This window comes from Paenibacillus tundrae (assembly GCF_036884255.1).
In the GTDB taxonomy this organism is placed as follows: domain Bacteria; phylum Bacillota; class Bacilli; order Paenibacillales; family Paenibacillaceae; genus Paenibacillus.
In genome coordinates, this window is the sequence record NZ_CP145605.1 from 1,667,344 (window position 1) to 1,684,014 (window position 16,671).

The 16,671-nt window shown below is 36.3% G+C and carries 22 protein-coding genes; 20 read left to right on the forward strand and 2 right to left on the reverse strand.

All coding sequences use genetic code 11. The annotated features are described in order from the left end of the window. Positions 1 to 240 precede the first annotated feature (240 nt). Positions 241 to 1,104 (reverse strand): IS3 family transposase, encoded by an 864-nt coding sequence (locus V6W81_RS07240; RefSeq protein ID WP_338543928.1) that lies wholly within the window; start codon positions 1,102 to 1,104, stop codon positions 241 to 243. An 11-nt stretch (positions 1,105 to 1,115) separates the two neighbouring features. Next, on the reverse strand, positions 1,116 to 1,433 hold the full coding sequence (locus V6W81_RS07245) for a transposase (protein WP_111270792.1): 318 nt from the start codon (positions 1,431 to 1,433) through the stop codon (positions 1,116 to 1,118). A 143-nt stretch (positions 1,434 to 1,576) separates the two neighbouring features. Here V6W81_RS07245 and V6W81_RS07250 point away from each other — a divergent pair, with 143 nt between their 5' ends. The 20 genes from V6W81_RS07250 (at position 1,577) to V6W81_RS07340 (ending at position 16,607) form a co-directional block, all read left to right on the forward strand. After that, complete coding sequence (locus V6W81_RS07250; RefSeq protein ID WP_338542320.1) at positions 1,577 to 1,993, forward strand: hypothetical protein; 417 nt, start codon at positions 1,577 to 1,579, stop codon at positions 1,991 to 1,993. A gap of 232 nt (positions 1,994 to 2,225) precedes the next feature. Beyond that, complete coding sequence (locus V6W81_RS07255) at positions 2,226 to 2,978, forward strand: hypothetical protein (protein WP_338542322.1); 753 nt, start codon at positions 2,226 to 2,228, stop codon at positions 2,976 to 2,978. 182 nt (positions 2,979 to 3,160) lie between these two features. Continuing rightward, positions 3,161 to 4,066 (forward strand): hypothetical protein, encoded by a 906-nt coding sequence (locus V6W81_RS07260; protein ID WP_338542324.1) that lies wholly within the window; start codon positions 3,161 to 3,163, stop codon positions 4,064 to 4,066. Positions 4,067 to 4,240: 174 nt separating this feature from the next. Next, complete coding sequence (locus V6W81_RS07265) at positions 4,241 to 4,771, forward strand: hypothetical protein (protein ID WP_338542326.1); 531 nt, start codon at positions 4,241 to 4,243, stop codon at positions 4,769 to 4,771. A gap of 126 nt (positions 4,772 to 4,897) precedes the next feature. Then, a complete protein-coding gene (locus tag V6W81_RS07270) occupies positions 4,898 to 5,347 on the forward strand; it encodes a hypothetical protein (protein WP_338542328.1) in 450 nt (149 codons plus the stop codon). A gap of 150 nt (positions 5,348 to 5,497) precedes the next feature. After that, positions 5,498 to 6,025 carry a hypothetical protein gene (locus V6W81_RS07275; RefSeq protein WP_338542330.1) on the forward strand — a complete coding sequence of 176 codons (528 nt, stop codon included), beginning with the start codon at positions 5,498 to 5,500 and terminating at the stop codon, positions 6,023 to 6,025. A 305-nt stretch (positions 6,026 to 6,330) separates the two neighbouring features. Then, on the forward strand, positions 6,331 to 6,798 hold the full coding sequence (locus V6W81_RS07280; protein ID WP_338542332.1) for a hypothetical protein: 468 nt from the start codon (positions 6,331 to 6,333) through the stop codon (positions 6,796 to 6,798). A 122-nt stretch (positions 6,799 to 6,920) separates the two neighbouring features. Next, positions 6,921 to 7,607 carry a hypothetical protein gene (locus V6W81_RS07285; RefSeq protein WP_338542333.1) on the forward strand — a complete coding sequence of 229 codons (687 nt, stop codon included), beginning with the start codon at positions 6,921 to 6,923 and terminating at the stop codon, positions 7,605 to 7,607. A 268-nt stretch (positions 7,608 to 7,875) separates the two neighbouring features. Next, the gene (locus tag V6W81_RS07290; protein ID WP_338542334.1) at positions 7,876 to 8,493 is read left to right on the forward strand and encodes a Type 1 glutamine amidotransferase-like domain-containing protein; all 618 of its coding nucleotides are present in this window, start codon (positions 7,876 to 7,878) and stop codon (positions 8,491 to 8,493) included. A 22-nt stretch (positions 8,494 to 8,515) separates the two neighbouring features. Beyond that, a complete protein-coding gene (locus tag V6W81_RS07295) occupies positions 8,516 to 9,277 on the forward strand; it encodes a nucleotidyltransferase domain-containing protein (RefSeq protein WP_338542335.1) in 762 nt (253 codons plus the stop codon). A 194-nt stretch (positions 9,278 to 9,471) separates the two neighbouring features. Next, entirely contained in the window at positions 9,472 to 9,789 is a 318-nt protein-coding gene (locus tag V6W81_RS07300) for a hypothetical protein (RefSeq protein WP_338542337.1), read from the forward strand. A gap of 144 nt (positions 9,790 to 9,933) precedes the next feature. Beyond that, on the forward strand, positions 9,934 to 11,097 hold the full coding sequence (locus V6W81_RS07305; RefSeq protein ID WP_338542339.1) for an S-layer homology domain-containing protein: 1,164 nt from the start codon (positions 9,934 to 9,936) through the stop codon (positions 11,095 to 11,097). Between the two features lie 47 nt (positions 11,098 to 11,144). Beyond that, positions 11,145 to 11,564, forward strand: a complete 420-nt coding sequence (locus V6W81_RS07310) for a hypothetical protein (RefSeq protein WP_338542341.1) — start codon at positions 11,145 to 11,147, stop codon at positions 11,562 to 11,564. 81 nt (positions 11,565 to 11,645) lie between these two features. Then, positions 11,646 to 12,275, forward strand: a complete 630-nt coding sequence (locus V6W81_RS07315) for a DUF3885 domain-containing protein (protein WP_338542342.1) — start codon at positions 11,646 to 11,648, stop codon at positions 12,273 to 12,275. Positions 12,276 to 13,066: 791 nt separating this feature from the next. Continuing rightward, on the forward strand, positions 13,067 to 13,891 hold the full coding sequence (locus V6W81_RS07320) for a Cof-type HAD-IIB family hydrolase (protein ID WP_338542344.1): 825 nt from the start codon (positions 13,067 to 13,069) through the stop codon (positions 13,889 to 13,891). Beyond that, positions 13,869 to 14,078, forward strand: coding sequence for a GrpB family protein (locus V6W81_RS29170; RefSeq protein ID WP_353056295.1), 210 nt, complete (start codon positions 13,869 to 13,871; stop codon positions 14,076 to 14,078). The genes V6W81_RS07320 and V6W81_RS29170 overlap by 23 nt, the downstream gene beginning before the upstream one ends. Positions 14,079 to 14,122: 44 nt before the next feature. Next, a complete protein-coding gene (locus tag V6W81_RS07325) occupies positions 14,123 to 14,683 on the forward strand; it encodes a histidine phosphatase family protein (protein ID WP_251382656.1) in 561 nt (186 codons plus the stop codon). A gap of 48 nt (positions 14,684 to 14,731) precedes the next feature. Further along, positions 14,732 to 15,190: an NUDIX hydrolase gene (locus tag V6W81_RS07330; RefSeq protein ID WP_338542346.1), complete on the forward strand. Its 459-nt coding sequence runs from the start codon at positions 14,732 to 14,734 to the stop codon at positions 15,188 to 15,190. A gap of 94 nt (positions 15,191 to 15,284) precedes the next feature. Next, entirely contained in the window at positions 15,285 to 16,046 is a 762-nt protein-coding gene (locus V6W81_RS07335) for a hypothetical protein (protein ID WP_338542347.1), read from the forward strand. 195 nt (positions 16,047 to 16,241) lie between these two features. After that, positions 16,242 to 16,607: a hypothetical protein gene (locus V6W81_RS07340; protein ID WP_338542349.1), complete on the forward strand. Its 366-nt coding sequence runs from the start codon at positions 16,242 to 16,244 to the stop codon at positions 16,605 to 16,607. Positions 16,608 to 16,671 lie beyond the last annotated feature (64 nt).

Below are 16,671 nucleotides of genomic sequence, written 5' to 3' on the forward strand. Positions count from 1 at the left end.
AGCCCCTTCGCCTAACATAATATTCACGCTGCGGACATACGCCCTTGATCCGGCAGTCGCCGGATACCCGACATACGTCGGGTCGTGAATACAGGAACGTTAGGCGAAACCTCATAGTAGATAGTAAATAGAGGGGAATACAATGATGTATTATGCTCTTATTCGTATGAACGAAGTTTTTCCACATAACAGTGATGTTGCTAAGTGGATAGTTTGGACCTATGTCAAGAAAGTAGACACTTACGCGACGGATTTGTCCGTAAATTTCTTCGCAAAACGAGCAGGGGAAAGATAACCTAGCGCACCATGCATTCGCTTGCGGTTGTAATAGAACTCAATGTACTGGTAAATGGTGTTATAAGCCTCTTCTGGATTCTTAAAACGAGGGTTACAGTGAATGAGTTCTTTCTTCAAAATACTGTGCCAAGACTCGATACATGCGTTATCGTAACAGTTTCCTCGGCGGCTCATACTGAGCTCCATACCATACGATTTCAGTTGCTCCACGTATTCTTTTGACGTGTACTGCGAGCCACGATCCGAGTGATGTAGCAGTCCTGGAGCGGGGCGTTTGGCCCGGTAAGCATCATTCAATGCACCTAGCACCAGACTCGTTTCCATATGGTTGTACAGACGCCAGCCTACAATTTCACGCGTACATAAATCCAGAACACTGGCGAGATATAACCGGCCTCCTCGGCAGGGAATGTAGGTGATATCGGTGACCCATACGGTGTTCGGTTTGGACGTTTGAAATTGCTGGTTCAGCGTATTTGGTGCAATGGGATGATGATGGTTAGAATCCGTCGTTTGGACACGATACCGAGGAGTGTGCACGGAACGAAGATTCATTTGACGCATGTATATACTGACGGTACGGGAAGAGATTCTGTATCCTTCCAGATGGAGCGCATACGTAATTTTCGGACTTCCACACCGCTTCTGGTGGTCGTAGAAATGAAATCGAATACGCTTCATGATCTCAGTTCTCCGGTGCTGCTGTTTACTTGTTCGATCCATCCGCCACTTGTAATATCCGCTCCGTGACACGTGTAACAGAGTGCACATCTTCTCCAAAGAAAACAGGGAGCGATGGTTTTCCAGAAACTGAAACCTTAGCTCTTTGGTTTGCTGAAGATGTGCACTGCTTTTTTTACAATAGCCAGTTCCTCTTGCGTGTCCGCAAGCGTATGCTCTTTCTCTTGAAGTAACCGGCGCATTTCTTTAAGCTCTGCTTCCAGTTCTTTCACTCGATCTACGCTAGCTACGGGCTCATGTTTAAGTTCGCGATACTTGCCCATCCACTGGTGTAATGTACTTTTTGGAATGTTGAGTTCTTCTGCCAAGTCTCCGAGTGTCTTGGTCTGTTCTTGGATAAATTTTACCGTTTGTTTCTTAAATTCTTCATTGTATCGTTGCCGCTGTTCTCCCATGTGGACACACCTCCGTTAGCCTTATTATCCTTCTGTCCGTTATTGGGTGTCCACTTTTTATTCTAGCTCCAGTTGGACTGGCAATTGTACATAACGACTTTGTATTTCTCAAGAGAAAATTACTTAAAACTTCAGATGACATTTTGGACTGGATTTTTGAAACAACATCTGTTCTTAAAATTCTTACTGCCTCTCTAAGAGAAGCTATTTTCTACTTAGAAGAGTCTGAAAAATTGGAAGAGGTAAGAATTTATATTAATTCCCTACCTGAGTATATGATTCAGAAATATGAAATTCTCAAACAGCTATTTAGAAGCGGTGAGAAAGCAGAGTTATTGCAGAGATTATCTAATACAAGAAACATAACCTATCATTACACTAAACCTCAAAGAAAAGAGTTGTCAGAAGCATTAGAAGCATCAGGTGATGAAATTTTAGCTTATGAAGAGAATAATCAAAAGTTTTTCTTTGCAGAGCACATAAAGAATACGATTTTATTAAGATCCTTGTTTTCACCCAACGAACTTAAGGTGGAAAAAGAGCTACCATTGAAGAGCTGATAATGAGTATTAGAGAATCGATTGAAGTACTTATTGATTTTTCTAGCGAAGTAAGTAAACATTATTTAAAAGCATTTTGTAAGTAATTCAATGAGGCATCGCCTAACATAATATTCACGCAGCGGACATTCGTCCTTGGTCCGGCATTTGCCGGACACCCGACATGCGTCGGGTCGTGAATACAGGAACGTTATCAGAAATCCTATTAAACAATTAAATGAGAGGAGAATTTATGGGGCATTTAACAATAGCAGAAGTGAAAGAAATAAAAACACTTATTATGCAAGCTAGGAGTCTTGAGAAAACAATTGATGACATATTGAGCAGAGATGGTATGGAAGCTAATAAGTATACTTCATTTAAATCAATGGCTCATATCTATAATGATATAGCTACAAGATCTGCAACAGTAATGAAAATTGGGAACTTCTACAAAATGAATACTGAAGAAATGAAGGGATGGGCAGATACACTTTGGCCAACAGCAAAAAGCATTTTAGAAACTGTTCTGATAAGCACACGTATCCTGATTTCCTCATTAGAAAGCAATATTGACTTTGTAGAAGAAGAAGTAGATAACATTGAGAGCTTTATTAAAACAAAATTAAGAAGTGTACTTTATGAAATTCCACAAAAAGAGAAGGAAGTTCAGAATGCTATAGAAAACTTATTTGTTGGAAAAGGTTTCAATAAAGCTATTGATTATGATAGAGAGACAGGGAAATTTAATTTCTCAGGTAGGGAATACATACCTGATTTTATTCTGCCCAAACTTAGAATGTGTATAGAAGTAAAATTGTTAAAAGATGTTGCTAAGAAATCCCAGATAATTGAAGAGATTAATGCTGACATAACTGCATACTTGAAAGAGTATGAAAATGTTCTTTTTGTAGTTTATGATCTTGGTGTTATACGAGATGAATTGGAATTCTGTAGAGACATTGAAAGTAATGAAGGCATAAAAATAATAATAGTAAAACATTAATGGATGCGTATTCTTAGGAGAATAGGACATTTGATAACATAATATTCAAGCAACGGCTCCGTTGGAGCCTAGGTCTGGGGGAGGGATTTCGAAGAGGAATTTCAGCAGACAACCCCGTTGGGGTTCATGAATAAAGAAACGTTATCAGAAACCGGCCAAAGAAAAGAGGCTAAATAATTCAAATGAGAAAATCTCCAAAGAAGAAATTAAAAGAAATCTTAATGCAAAAAAATGCAGGTGTTTGTTGCGTATGTAAGAAAAGAGGGCAGGGACTTCACTTTCATCACATTGATGGTAATAACTCTAATACAGTTGAAGGCAATTTAGCTGTTCTATGCGTAAGAGATCATGATTTTCATCATAGACCACAGGTATATGATGAACCAAATCATACTGAGTTAACAGAATCCGAAATTCGAGATTTTAAAATATCTTGGGAAGCTTTTGTTTATGAAGCTTCCCAAGATGATACAAAAGTGCTTGCGGTATTAAATGCTTATGGAGATTATGATAAGATTCACTCTCTAAGACTAATCTTTCAATGGGAAAACGAGAAAGTTGAATTTGAACGTGTTTATCACTTGCTAGATGGACCAATGGATAAATTAATCGATAAAGCTCTAGAGGAAATATCATGGTTAGGTAAAGACATTAAATTAGTATTAATTGATAATCCTTTAGAAATTGAATATTGTCCATGTTGTAATAATAGTTATAGCAACACTATTAATAGTGGTTTTATTAAGAAGTTAAACAGTGGATCTTGGGAACAGGATTCGATTTGCACAATCTACATCAATCCTGAACAACCATCATTAGCTATAACTATGTTTTTACAGAATGAAATGATCTATTCTGGAAGTTTACACCATTGTAAGAATCAAAAGCTTCATTTTGTCTGTGATAATTTTGAGGAATCTATAGTTATCGATTCAGTACCAAGTGTTAGAACACAAGCTACAAAATCAATTGAAAAGATAATAAGAGATTGGGAACCAGGGCAAATATTTATTGGTACAGGTGATCCTGATAAACCCCAAATAATAAATGGAATGATTTTACCCCGCTGCTGGGAACGTAAGAAGTAAACATTTAATGACTGAAGGTATATTCTAAAGTAGTGCCGACATCTGATAACATAATATTCACGCGGCGGACATTCGTCCTTGGTCCGGCATTCGCCGGACACCCGACATGCGTCGGGTCGTGAATACAGGAACGATAAGTGAAATTCCGAGGCGAAATTGAAAGGAAGGTAAGTGATGTTTCATGGAGATCTGTTCAATGAATTTGAGACTGCAAAAAATTATCAAGAAGCCTTTCTGTCGATGAAAAGAGAGTGGGACAAAGGGAAGCGTGATTTGAGTATATGCTTGAATTTAGGTTTTTTATCCTGGTATTTGAGTGTCGAATCTGGAAATACGTTTGTTACTGAGGGGCTTAATGAAAACGATTATGAGATGATTGAATTGACATTAAACGAAGTTACAGAGAAAGGGATACATAATTTCTCTACAAAAACGCAGTTTTTATTGATTTTCGGTTATATGATTACGTTGTTTCCTCAACATTTTGGAGACTATGAGCATTGGGAAAGCATAGGTAAAAACATGCTGTCAAAAGCATACAAGTTGGAACCAAGTGATCCAATAATTGAAATGCTTTTTCTTGCGGATAGTATGAAAAGTGAAGGTTATAAAAATGCTTGTTTAAGAGCAAAAGAACATATTACAGACAGATTTAAGAATAAAGGATTAATGGATAAATATTTTCAAGACGTATTTGATAGGTAATTCAGAGGAACATCACTTAACAATATATTCAAGCTGCGGGCATACGCCCTTGATCCAGCTTTCGCTGGATACCCGACATATGTCGGGTCGTGAATACAGGAACGTTATACGAAAGGACCGAAGCGAGTGATATTTAATAAACCACTTGATCCATACGATTTTTTTCTTCAGTCCGAAGATAAAAAATCACGCATCCTTTTTTTATTTAAAGACGTTGAATTAGAGCGATATAAATCCATTAACTACTTGGTACATATTAAGGACGATCAGTTTGCTGGACAAGCTGAAATCTGGATTGAGCATGAAGAAATCCATGACTTTATGGAAGGACTTTTAAAAGCTAAAAATAGCGAAGTCAAAACGATTCATTTAAAAGCAATGAGTGATGAGGAGTTTAAAATGAGTTTTATCGATCAAAAAATGGGGCATTATGAAATTGCCTACTCCATTACAAAGAGAAGATATTCAAGAAACGGATTAATAGAAACGACATTGAAAGGCTCTTTTGACTACGATAGTGAATTTTTAAACCTACTGAAAGAGAGCTTGAAGAGAATTAATAGACTGTTGTCTTAAACATTTGTGAGTAATTCAAGATCCCTTCGCATAACATAATATATAACGTTCCTGTATTCACGACTCGACGTATGCCGGACCAAGGGCGCATGCCCGCAGCGTGAAGTTATCGGAAATTCCTTAAAACTTTATATGAAAAGAGGATCAATATTGAGAACCAAAAAAAACGATAAGAATGGCATTGAATGGACGTATAGAGATATGAAATGGTCGATAGTTGTACTAGTTGCAATCATTATATTGATACTATCTTTACGAATCAGCGCAGATCAAAACGTCACTAATATTTTATCTATAGGCGGAAGCCTAGTGTCAATCATACTTGGGATTGTAGCTATATTAATTTCAGTTATACAAAATAACAGCTCTGCAAGATTAGATGGGCATGTCTCAACAACTTTAGCTTTAATTAATCAAAAATTAGAATCAATAGACAGTCAAATTAATAAGATGGAACCATATTCTAAAGAAACAATAGACGCATCAGAAGTAGAAACTCAAGGAGAAAAAATCACACGGATAAATGGCATCTATAGTACTAATAAGGAATGGGGAGGGCCTGAGTTTGTAAGAGAAATAAAAAAGGAATTATCTCTAATAAACGAAGAATATCAATTGATAGATTATAGTATTATACCGCTGAGAATTGGACAAGATAACGTATTTAAATTCTCATAAGTTTATTGTTTAAAGGACATATTAAAGAAAATTTATTGGAACAGATTATTCAAAGTACTTTGAGTAATATGGGAATCAATAGTTATCATAGCGAAGTATATATAAACGATAATTTGTAGTTGAATCTTTGAAGAAGGAACATCCGACAACATAATATTCACGCTGTGGGCATGCGCCCTTGGCCCGGCTTTCGCCGGACACCCGACATACGTCGGGTCGTGAATACGGGGACGTTATAGGAAATCAACAAACACACAAAGAGAACTTGTATTATTCAACATATTTTTTTGAGGAGAAGTGATTGAGTGAATAAAGACATTCTACTTGAATGGGACAGTAAGCATCGTGCGATGAAACGCACGAAAGAAAATTACTGGAAAACCTATAGGAAGTGGCGTGACGAGAACAAGAGCGATTATCATGATACTTTTATGGGAAAGTTATATGATGAATTTATAAGTGTTGAAGAGCGTGCTATATACCTAAAATATAGTTTTAATACAGCAGAAGCCGTGCTATTTTGCTCTATTAATATCTTTTACATAGAAGAGCAAATAGGAACTTATGATATAGAGTTCTTTTTGAACGGTGAGATCGCTGATGAATACCTGAATTTTGGAGACGTGTTACTTAAAGATCGTATGATTAAAGTAAAGTATAATTTGAAGACTGCAAGAAGCGCTTTAAAACTGGGATTTGAATTATCAGATATTATGAAAATCACAGAAATTCCACACAAATACATAGAAATATTAAAAGAAAAATATAGTTGATATAAAGGGATGGTATAAGAAGTATAAGTGATTCGAAGAAGCTTCTGATATCCAATAACATAATATTCACGCTGCGGGCACATGCCCTTGATTTATCAGAAAGACTATAAAGGAGGGAGAAGATGAAGCTTTTTTCTGGAGTAGAGCCCTTAATTCAAGAAGCTGATCTTTTACAACCCTCAATATATACGCCACTTGGAACCATTGAGTTTTCGCTTTCTGTCTCCAACAAATGTTATCTTCCAACTCAATGTTTTCGACTCAAACAAGGTGGTTCATTATACCAGTATAGCTATGACTTGTTTGATTGCGAATTAGTGGTCTGCAAACCTAAGCTCGATCTTGCTTCGCATCTGACAATCGAGGAATGTTGGGGAGCCGTATTTAGAATTCAACCGAATAAAAACCGTCAGATTGATACATGTAGTTTTTCTTCTTATTGGCAGGAGGGATACAGCTGGAAAGATTACGGCTCTAATACCGGGGAACATCTTGAAGCTATTGAGTATGAGAACGAGAAATACCGATTACATGTAGGAACTCAGGATGGAGAGCTTTTAATGGCAAGACGAGATCGAGGCGATATGATTCCTAAATCGCTAAATTTGAATTCAGATTTTGAGAAACATGGTTTTATTATAAGTTCAGATCAAGGCATTGAAGTACCTATGACACGAATTGAATCTCAAGAGACATGCCAAGTACATTTTTTAACAGCTTGGAATCGAAAGATAGAAGAAGATATTTCCACATGGCTAGCGGTAGATTTACTTTCGAAACAAATACTAGAGGGAGAAGAACTTTTGTAAACATGTTCAAAAGAAGTTTCTAGTCCATCCGATAACATGATGGCTTAGCTTATACATCACCTAACACATTGTTCATGTTGTGGACTTTCGTCCCTTGGTTGTGAGGTGTATAATAATGGAAGATAATCAGACAACAAACGCTCCAGCCCAAGATAAGAGCTATCTAAGGCTGGGGCGTTTCTTGAATACAGGAACTTTAGCAGAAATTAGGGGAATGCTTAATTATTATAAAGATTAGATAAACTATTATCTAAGGGTGGGGATTTCGATGAGTAGCTTGTTACTAACTTCGTGTGGTTTTAATACTGAAGATATTAAGAATCAATTTCTGAGTTTGATTGAAAGAGATATTTCTCAATTAAATGTATCTATTATTACAACAGCATCCCCTATGAAAGAAAATAATAGATATGCACAAAGGGCAGTGCAGGACTTCAAAGACATGGGGTTTCAGCATATTGATTTTGTAGATATAGAGTTTGATGATCCGCAACTTCTCATACATAGCGATGTTATATATATCAATGGTGGAAATCCATTTACATTATTGTTTTACGCTAAGAAAAGTGGTGCTGATGAAATTATTAAAACCTTGGCCGCACAGAATGTAATTATAGTTGGAGTGAGTGCTGGGACGTTATTACTGGGGCCGAATATTAACATTGTCGATTTCTTTACTCCACAGATGAACACAATGGATTTAACTGATTTTAAGGCATTAGGTCTAATCGACAAACTTATTTTTCCTCACTATGATCGAGAGGACAAATTTAAAGATAGTACGAATAAAACAATAGAAGAGAGAATAGTAGCATTTGAATCCAATGAGAACTGTAAGGTGACAAGGCTTAAAGATGAAGAATATATCTCAATCTTAGTGGACTAAGCATGTTTTAGGAGGGGTCTACATGATATTAGAAAAAGTAATAAATAGAGTTGAAATACAAAGTGAATATAAGGATTTGGTTGATAAGTATATAGATCATGTACGTACCGAATTCAAAGGTGAAATTCATAGCATTTATATGTGCGGCTCAATTCCCAAAGGAACTGCTACACCTTTTAAGTCAGATGCAGACTTTACGATTGTATGTGAAAATCCCAAAGGTATCGATTACGAAAGATTGTCGAATATCAAAGACAGGCTTTTGGAAGAATATCCATTCGTCACTAAGATTGATACGATAATTTGCTCTATAGACGATGTATTAAATAAACCGAATGAGTGGGGGTTCTGGGTTAAGATCATATGTGTTTGTATACATGGGGATGACATTGGTGAAAAAGTACCCCCGATCATTATTTCTCCAGAATTCATTTTAGACTTAAATACAGAGACAAAGGAGGAAGTAGATCGTATACATCGTTCACTTTCTAATACTAGTGATAACGCATTAAAAACTAGATATATTAAAGGTTACTCTAAGAGATTAATTCGTGCATTATACTCTTTGGTTATAGTAGATACAGGTGTATGGCAAGATGACATGCTTAAGATGAAGAATGCTATATTAGACTATTGTGACATTGACTCCGCTTTAGTTGATTATCTGTACGCTTGTTACTTGGATTTTAATAGTGTACTTGTTGAAGAGTTTCTGGAAATTGCTGATGAAGTATATAGCTATTTTGAAAATGTCTTAAAGGCAATGGCTGCTTCCAGAAATTAATTCGGATAATAAAATATTGACGCTTCGGATTACTCTGAGAAGCGATTGACGTCATCCAGTCCTCTAAGCCGGTTGGGGACGTCACTGCTTTAGTTATTCGGTAAGCCAACTATAAGCAGCAACTCTAAGGGGTTAGTACGTCATCAATATAAATCATTTATTAAAATTGCTTAATTGCAATTAGAGGTGGAATTATGGAGAAAGATCCAAATTTAAGACCAAGACTTTTAAGTTGGAAATTCGATGATGAAGTTGAAACAGATCATGAGGAAGAATGGAATTGGATAGAAATCACCATGTATTTCACGGATGGTTCAAAAAGATGGAGTATTTTGTATACACCAGAAAGATTATTAAATAACTTATCTAGACCAAACATTGATCCACCAGGTTTACATATGCAACAACTGATTGTAGTTAGAAGCTATGAAGTAAGTGATATTGACAGAGTGTTAAGAGTTTTTGATGAAGAAGATGAATTGATTAAAGCCTCAAGAGCATATAGTGAGTGATTCAAAGAAGCTAAAAACATCATATAACATAATATTCACACTGTGGACATGCGTCTTGATCTGGCATTAGTCAGCCGCTCTATACGTTGATTCGTGAATACAAAGATGTTATGTGAAATTCACAAATTAAAAGGAAGATAATCTATGAAAAAATTTTTGAAGGTCATTACGATAATTCTAATGACGTCAATGTTGCTTACAGGATGCATTTATTCAAACACTGAAGTGACTATTAATGAAAATGGTTCGGGTAGCGTAAAACATGTCGTTGGTTTCGATAAAAATATGTTAAACAAGCTGGGAAAAACGTATCAGGACTTTACTAGCAAAAGTAACCAATCCTATGAAATTACATATAGTGGTAAAAAATATACTGTAGGTACATATGAGGACAAATTTATAGAAGATATTAACGATTCCGGTGTTGCAACTATTTCAAATGAAATGGGACTCGTATCTCTTAACAAAATATATGAAGGGTTTGAGTTGAAACTTGAACTTCATGACTTTATCAGTAAGGACATGAGATATGATACCAAATTTCCCGAGGTTAAAGACATTTCCGATAAAACACTTAGAGACATGCGACTTAAAGATCTCATTGCACAGGATATTGATGGACTGGTACTCAAGGTGAAATTCAGCATGCCCTATCAGGTAAAACAAGTTTCTGGCGGAACTAGTGGAGTGTATGTAAATGGAAAAACTATTCAATTAGATTATCTGAAGATGATTGAATCCGGTAGCCGCGAATGGAAATTCGAATCTAGGAAGAACCCTAATAAAGTTGATCCAAACAATACAATATTCAAGGACGTTAAAAAAAACGCATGGTATGCCAAGGCAGTGCTCGAAGTTAACAGCAAGGGGATTATGAAGGGGTTTGGTGATGGGACATTCAAACCAAACGACACACTTACCATGGCAGAGCTTGCAAAAATTGCTTCAGAAGTGGCAGGACAACGAATTCCTAACCATCCAGAGTACTGGGCAATGGGGCATATTCTCTTTGCACAAGACACCGGACTATTTCTTGAGAAAAAGACGATCACAGCAAAAAATTGGAGCGTACCTGCCACGCGTGAGCAAACCGTGTATGCTATTTCAATGGCAGCAGGACAGCAAGATGTCAAAGAAGTACCATCGACTTCAATTACAGACTGGAATCAGATCGATAACAGAATGCAGAGTATGATTCTCTATGCATATCAAGCAGGGATCGTCAGTGGGAATTCTAACGGAAAGTTTGAACCAAAAAGTAAGGTGACACGTGCAGAAGTAGCGCAAATTTTGAATAATATCAAGTAAATGAATAATTCAGTAAATCCAAACCTTTAATCTTGGGGGCACTGCTAATGCCAAATAAAATTGAGATATTTCCACCGTATGAAAAAGAAAAAGTATCAATTATTTCTGTTTTAGAACGTATTGATAAAAAAGCTAGATTCGTTAGACAGAGTGGGCCGCCAGGAAGATTCGCCAGTATTGATATTGTAATCGAGCCATATGAAGGCAGTATTATCTTTGAGAATGAAGCACGAATTCAAGAAGATTTGAAAGGCGACAATGAATGGGAATTAGGGTTTCCTATGATTATATGTGCCATATTTGATGCTTTAAAATCCTATATTCAAAATTCTTATGATGAACATAACCTCGCCATAGGGAATTTCAAATTTAAACTAATAAACATTGATATTCACAAATATGATAGTAAATTAATGGATTATAAGATAGCAACGTTGATAGGCCTAAAAGAAGTTTTTAAAGTGTAACTGAACATATCACCGTCCGTCCCAGTTCCGTGAATATAAAGATGTAGACGAAACGAATGATATAAGGTGGTAATTAACTAGATGTCTATTCAACAATTTATAAATGAACATCTCTCTAATATAATCTTTGAACCACCATTCTATTACAATAATGATTTTAGTATCCGGTTTGAACTGGGACCACCAAACAGCAATATTGATAATGACACATACTATAGTGTAGTCCAGGAGAGAATCCTTGCCTTATTTCTAGCAATATTTAAAGAGAAGTATCCGGTTTATATTGTTGGGGTATCATATGAACCTATTGAAGATTTAGATGCTTATATTGAAGAGGAAATTGACCTTCTTCAATATTTTGCAGACCATACAATTGAAAATTTTCTTAACAAAGAAGACTATGACGATGAAACACTAGAGTTGACTGGACATTATAAATTTTACTCTCTTGAATGCAAACTGTCCGAGATAGACTATATTGATTTGTTAGGACTTATTGGAGGATTTACTCAGAAGAATAGTTACCTTAATTCAAGAATTTACTTCATAGATCCTCAATCCCAATTGGTTTTTCACATTTATGATGATCGTGGTTTAGACATCGTCTCACCGACTAAGGAAGCCTTGCTTTACTTGTACAAGGAATTTAACGATTGGATTCTTGATTACGATCGGAAAGAGATAGATAAGATATTTAAGAGTATTTCATAGAAATCAATTGACCCGAACGTAAACAAAAGCACGGGGGTTTTGTGGAGAGGAGGCGGAAATGTGATTGGTCCGATATTCTTAAGAGGTGATTTAATTCATCAGTTTAAAGAGCACCTCACCAACACTGAATACCATCGTGTAATACATAACGGTGTAGCCGATACCAATAGTACAACTGAAAGATTCGAATTGGAAAAACTAAATGATACATTCGATACATTTATTAACTCAGACTATCCTATCATTTGTAAGTCAGGCAGCAAGAGTACAATTCCATTCTGGGATTACCACATTGCAATCAACCGTTCCAAATAGGACAAAGAGGTTATTGTAACTGAACTTTTGGTTCGAGAACCTAATGATCAGAACATAACAAATGCAGTTTTAATGGCGTTCTATATGTTAATTAATGAGAGGTACAAGTATGAAAGATTAGTAGTGCCAATAAGAATGAATGACATCGTTGAATATGAAGAAATAGGGATACAATCTCACAAAGATGGAAGCGTTCTATTTAGAAAATATGCGTGAGTCATTGCTATTCCGTTATTCTATGAAATTCCTTATATTGAAATGGATTTTAGTAGATAGTGCAATGCGGCATAGCCTAACATTATAATCACGCTTCGGGCTTACTCCTATGGTCATCCAGATGTATAATTATAGGAGATAACTCGGACGATACGCGAGCCGATCTAAGATAAGAGTTTATCTAAGGTCGGCTCGCGTCGTGAATCCAGGAACGTTATGTAGAAATAACGAAGAAAAAACGTTGTTGGGGGTTGAATCCATTGAAGTATTCAACTGTAGTTCTTGACTTGGACGGAACATTATTGAATTCAAATAAAGAAGTATCCAAGAGGAATTTAGATGCTGTCTTATCTTGTTATCTGAAAGGAATGAGAATAATATTCGCAACAGCTCGACCGCCCAGGGCTGTTAATTGGTTTCTTCCTCAAGAATTATTGGATATCGGGGCTTTTGTATATTACAACGGAGCTCAAGTGATCTGTAAGGAAACCAAGATAGAAATTAATGAATCAATCCCTGCTAATGTAACCACAGAAATTCTTGATTACTGTTTGAAGTGTAACCCCGAGATTGAGCTGACGATGGAAGTAAGAGATGAGTGGTTTAGTTTAAGAGAGCTTGATTATATTACCTCAATGAACACACGATCAAACCCTATAGTAAAACCCTTAAATGAATTAAAGCAATATGATGCTACGAAGATACTCCTTTCCGGCAATAATGACAGTTCTGGATTATTAAAAAAATTCGAAGGTAAAGTGAATATACTGATTACGGATAATCATCAATTAATACAAATCATGCCTCTTCTCGCCTCTAAGGAGCTGGCGATTGCTAAACTCTGTGAATTGTATCATGTAGAATTGGATTCCGTTATTGTATTTGGTGATGACCATAATGACGTAGGCCTCTTTAAGAAGGCTGGATACGCTATTGCTATGGGGAATGCAATAAAGGAATTGAAGGAAATTGCTGATGAAATAACCGCTAATAATGATGAGGATGGTGTAGCTATAAGTTTAGAAAGATTTTGTGGGTCACGTAGACTGTTTGAACGTCAGGATGGCGCGAAGGGTTTTGGATAATCTTCATAAATACTTATTTTTTTGGAGGCATCTCAAGAATATATCCTTCAGAGATGCATTAATTAGTAATCCTGAATTTGTAGTTGAATATGCCAATCTAAAGAAAGAGCTAGTTAATAGTTATAGTGAAAATCGACAGGCTTACACGGATGGGAAAACCGAATTTGTAAATAAAGTACTGATGTGAAATCACAGTAAATCTATTTATCAGAGCGGCTCAAGGAGGTCTAAATGAAAACTACAATCTACATGGTTAGGCATGCGGAATCACCATATGATGAAGGAAATGAAAGAACTAGAGGTCTTACTGCAAAGGGTAAGGCGGATGTTGAACAAGTAACGAAGTTACTTAGTGATGAAGGAATAGATATCATACTTTCAAGTCCATATCGCCGAGCGGTATTGAGTGTTGAGGGATTAGCGCAGCACTTAAACTTAGAAATAGAAACATTTGAAGATCTAAGGGAACGTCATTTTTCATCAGATGATGTTATTGATTTAATGTCTAATATTAGAAATAACTTCTACAACGCTGAATATGCCTTACCAGGTGGCGAATCTAACGCGGATTGCCAGAATAGGTCAATTACAGTGCTCAAAACCATATTAAAAGAACACAAGGGAAAGAAAATTGCGATTGGAACACACGGTCTTGTAATGACTTTGATGATGAATCATTTTGATTCAAATTATGGCTTAGCTTTCTTAGATCAATTAAAGAAACCGGATATCTATAAAATGCAATTTGAAGACCTGGAATTGAAAGAAGTAACGAGACTGTGGAATGAATAGATATATTTAAGCTTAGCTCTACAGAAGTTTATGAAAAGGAGAAGATCAATGGATTATATTAAGTGGATTAGAAGTAAGGTAGGCACTGAAGTGATCATTCTTAACTTTGCAGGAGCCATCGTTTTAAACGAAGAAGGACAAATATTGCTTCAACGGAGAAGAGATAAAAATGCTTGGGGATTTCCAGGAGGAGCTATGGAGTTAGGCGAATCTGCTGAAGAGACAGCTATTCGTGAAGTGAAAGAAGAAACAGGAGTAACAATCTTCGTTGAGAAATTAATAGGCGTATATACCAAGTATTTCGACAAGTATGCAAATGGGGATCAGGCACAAACGATTTCGTTTTTTTATCAGGGACGCATTTCCGATGGAGAACTGATTAGTAGTAATGAAGAAACTATAGAACTTCAATTCTTTAATCCAGATGAAGTGCCTGAGTTATTTAATCAGCAACATACTGATGCATTTAATGATTTCAGGGCTCAAAGAGTTGGAGTATCTAGATAAACGCAAAGAGCTCAGGATGAAGGTAATTCGAAGATCCTTGGAGTTCTTATAAACTTAGCGGGATAAAGTGAAATCACTCAAAGGTGGAGATCATGTGAAGCTTTTCAAGAACAAGAGCAAGATTATTGGGTTAATCATAGTTTTGTTCATAGTATCATCTGTTGCTGTTTCTTTAAAAGTTTATGCAAAACCTGTGCATGCTGTGTTAGTAAATTATTCAAATATGGATCACATCAAAAACAATGTATATATAGAATCTGATGTAGGGAGCAATGTGAAAAATCAGTTGCTCGAATTGGTTCAATTATCAGAGGATAAAGTTATTAATGTATTTGGTAATAAAGTTTCATCTCCATATGTAATAGCTGCTCTAAGTCAAAGAGCATTGGATATGTATGCAGAAAACCTAACGGGTCAAACCTATTATTATCCATGGAAGAATTACATTGTTGTAGGACCAAAAGGGCTAACTGATCATGTACTATCGCATGAGTTTACACATGCAGAGTTGAGAGAAAGGCTACATAATAAGAATAAAGTTCCTGTTTGGTTTGATGAAGGTCTAGCTACAATGGTTGACGGTAGATTTTCCAGCAACGAAGAAGTATGGAAGGAACATACGAATGATGGCGAGAATCCTATTGACTATAAAAGACTAGACTCACATGATGCATTTAATAATTATGGAACTGCAGAGGCTTGGATGAATTATAACTTGGCGTGCTACGAAGTTACCCGGTGGTACACCATTGTAGGGAGTTCTGGGCTGCTCCAATTAATCGATGGATTGAACAAGGGTGAAGAATTCGATGTTCAATACAGATTAATAGAAAGTGAAACAGAAAATCAGGATTAATAAATATTGCAAAACCTGATTACGTAGTGGCTGTCAAATCCTGAATTCCAGAGAGTTGACTCATTAGGTAGCACACCCGCACTATCCTACCTGAATGGTACCCGCTTGCTTCCGGTGAGAGGACATGGTGAACACGAAACATTGTGTGAATGCCAAGAAATATATAAACAAATAAAACGAAGATAGGTGCATTACATGGCGGTGAGTAGAAAACTACGACGGAAAATAGTTCGTCTTAATAGAGTGTTTTATTGGTATGTGGCTCCAGACTACGATGATGCTGGGGTTTACAAGCTTCACATTTTATCTGAAGATAAAAAATTTATCGTTGCCTATGAACTAGAACAAGCAGATAAACCGAATTGGAGACCGAAGTTAGTCGTAATGGGGAAGGAATTTGAGGGGTTAAGTGGTGATTATACGGGATATAGAAGGGTTCTGACACCTGTTTGGCAAGACAAACTGATAACCCCAAAACTAGTAGGCGAGATCATTGATTGGTGTTATTCAAAAGAGAAGGATCTAATCTTAGTAAATTGGATGGGAGAAATACTTACCTAAATTAATGAAGAGATGAGGATGATATGATGAGCTATAAATCCATTTTGTAGATCAATTAACGGCA